The organism is Spirillospora sp. NPDC049652 (assembly GCF_040675125.1).
GTDB lineage: Bacteria > Actinomycetota > Actinomycetes > Streptosporangiales > Streptosporangiaceae > Spirillospora.
This window is the reverse complement of the sequence record NZ_JBFAOF010000920.1, coordinates 1-2,830: the sequence shown is the minus strand read 5'-3', so window position 1 is coordinate 2,830 and position 2,830 is coordinate 1. Positions and strand designations below refer to the sequence as shown.

Here is a 2,830-nt window from a genome sequence, read left to right as displayed (position 1 = left end):
CTCGGGACCGCCTACGGCGCCCGGCGCGGCGGCGGCGCGCCGGCCTGGGAACCGCTGCCGGTGCAGTACGCCGACTACGCGCTCTGGCAGCGGGACGTCCTCGGCGACCTGGACGACCCCGACAGCCGGATCTCCGGCCAGCTCGACCACTGGCGCCACGCGCTCGCCGGGATCCCCGACGAACTGTCGATCCCGACCGACCGGCCGCGCCCGCAGGAGCGCTCGTTCGAAGGCCGGGCCGTCCCGCTGGGCCTGCCGCCGGAGGTCCACGGCCGCCTGACCGAGGTGGCCCAGCGCAGCGGCACCACGATGTTCATGGTCATGCAGGCGGCCCTCGCCGTCGTCCTGTCCAAGCTGGGCGCGGGCACCGACATCCCGATCGGCACGGCCGTCGCCGGTCGTGGCGACGCGGCGCTGGAGGGACTGGCCGGGTTCTTCCTGAACACGCTGGTGCTCCGGACGGACGTCGCGGGCGACCCGTCGTTCGCCGAGCTGCTGGGCCGGGTGCGGGAGGCCGACCTCGGCGCGTTCGCCAACCAGGACCTGCCGTTCGAGCGGCTCGTGGAGGACCTGAACCCGGTCCGGTCGCTGTCGCGGCACCCGCTGTTCCAGGTGTCGCTGACCTTGCAGAACCTGGGCGGAACCGGCGGCTCGGGCTGGGAGCTCCCGGGGCTCCAGGTGGAGCCGCTGCGCGCGGACGAGATGGTCGCGGCCCGGTTCGACCTGTCGCTCACGCTGGGGGAGCAGCGCGACCAGGACGGCCGGCCCGCCGGCCTCGGCGGTGAGCTCCTCTACGCCACGGATCTGTTCGACGAGGGGACGGTCCGGGGGTTCGCGGAGCGGTTCGTCCGGGTGCTGCGGCAGGTGGCCGCCGATCCGGAGAAGCGGGTCAGTGAACTGGAGGTGCTGTCGGCGGACGAGCGGAACCGTCTCGTCGTCGGTTGGAACGACACCGTCCGGGACGTCACGGCCGCTTCGGTGCCGGACCTGTTCGCGGCACAGGTCGTCAAGTCACCGGACGCCATGGCCGTGGAGTACGGCGACATCCGGTGGACGTACGCCGAGCTGGACGCACGCTCGAACCGGGTGGCGCGCACGCTGGTGGAGCGCGGCGTGGGCCGCGAGGATTTGGTGGCCATTCGCCTGGAGCGGTCGGCGGACCTGGTCGCGGTGATCCTGGGTGTAGTGAAGGCCGGGGCGGCGTATCTGCCGATCGACCCGTCCTATCCGTCCGAGCGGATCGCCTTCATGCTGTCGGACGCGACTCCGTCCCTGGTGGTCGATGAGGGCTTCCTCCGTTCCCTGGTCCAGGACGACACCTCCCTCGGCATCGAGGTATCGCCCGATCAGCTCGCCTACGTGATCTACACGTCGGGCTCGACGGGCAAGCCCAAGGGCGTCGGCGTCTCGCACCGGGGTGTGGCGAGCCTGGCGGCCTGGCAGGCCGACCGCTTCGGACTGGGAGCGGAAGCCCGGGTGGCGCAGATGGCCGCGCTGGGCTTCGACGCCGCCTTCTGGGAGCTGTGCATGGCGCTGCTGTCGGGCGCGACGCTTCTGCTGGCCGAGCCGGATCGGATGCCGCCTCGGGGCCGTTTCGATGACCTGCTGGCGGATCTGGGCGTGACGCACGCGACGGTGCCCCCGTCATTGCTGGCCACAGTGGAGAACCTTCCCGACAGCCTGGTGAACCTGGTCGTCGCCGGCGAGGCATGCCCGCCCGGCCTGGTCGAGCGGTGGGCTCCGGGCCGTCGGATGTTCAATGCCTACGGTCCGACCGAGTCCACGGTCTGCGCCACGATGAGCGATCGCCTCACTCCCGGTGATGCGATCTCGATCGGCGGCCCGATCTGGAACACCTCCGTGTACGTCCTGGACGAGGCGCTGCGGCCGGTGCCGCCGGGTGTGACGGGGGAGCTGTACATCGCCGGCCCGAGCCTGGCTCGCGGCTACATCGGCAGGACGGCGCTGACGGCCGAGCGGTTCGTGGCCTGCCCCTTCGTCCCCGGCACGCGCATGTACCGCTCGGGCGACCTGGTCCGCTGGACCGCAGACGGGCAGTTGGCGTTCGCCGGCCGCGCCGACGACCAGATCAAGATCCGCGGCTTCCGCGTCGAGCTCGGCGAGATCGAGAACGTCCTGGCCGCTCACCCGAAGGTGGACCAGGTCGCGGTCCTGGCACGTGAAGACCAGCCGGGTGTCATCCGGCTGGTGGCCTACGTGACCGGCGGCATCGAGGGGCTGCGGGAGTACGCGGCCGAGCGGCTGCCCGACTACATGGTCCCGGCGGCGTTCGTGGCGCTGGACGAGTTCCCCGTGACGTCCAACGGCAAGCTCGACCGGGCCGCGCTGCCCGCGCCGGACTTCGTGGGGCAGAGCGTCAGCCGTGCTCCGGCCACCGCCACCGAGGAGATCCTCTGCGGCCTGTTCGCCGAGATCCTCGGCCTGGAGACCATCGGCACGGAGGACTCCTTCTTCTCCATCGGCGGCGACTCGCTCCTCGCCATCCGGCTGATCGTGCGGGTGCGGTCCGTCCTGGAGACCGAGCTGACCATCCGTGAGCTGTTCGCCGCGCCCACCGTCGTGGAACTGGCCCGGCTGGTCGACGACGCCCGCACGTCCGGCGTGCGGATGGCGCTGACGGCTCGCGAACGGCCCGAGGTGATCCCGCTGTCGTTCGCGCAGCAGCGGATGTGGTTCCTCAACCGGCTCGAAGAGGCGGGGGCCGGGGCCGCCTACAACGTGCCGCTGACGATGCGCCTGATCGGTGACCTGGACGTCGCCGCTCTGGAGGCCGCGCTCGGCGACGTGGCCGACCGGCACGAGAGCCTGC

The 2,830-nt window shown here is 71.9% G+C and carries 1 protein-coding gene; it reads left to right on the top strand.

Going from position 1 to position 2,830, the window contains the following annotated elements:
- Nucleotides 1-2,830, top strand: a 2,830-nt coding sequence (locus AB0J52_RS34855) for a non-ribosomal peptide synthetase (protein WP_500187162.1), incomplete at both ends; no start/stop codon positions are given.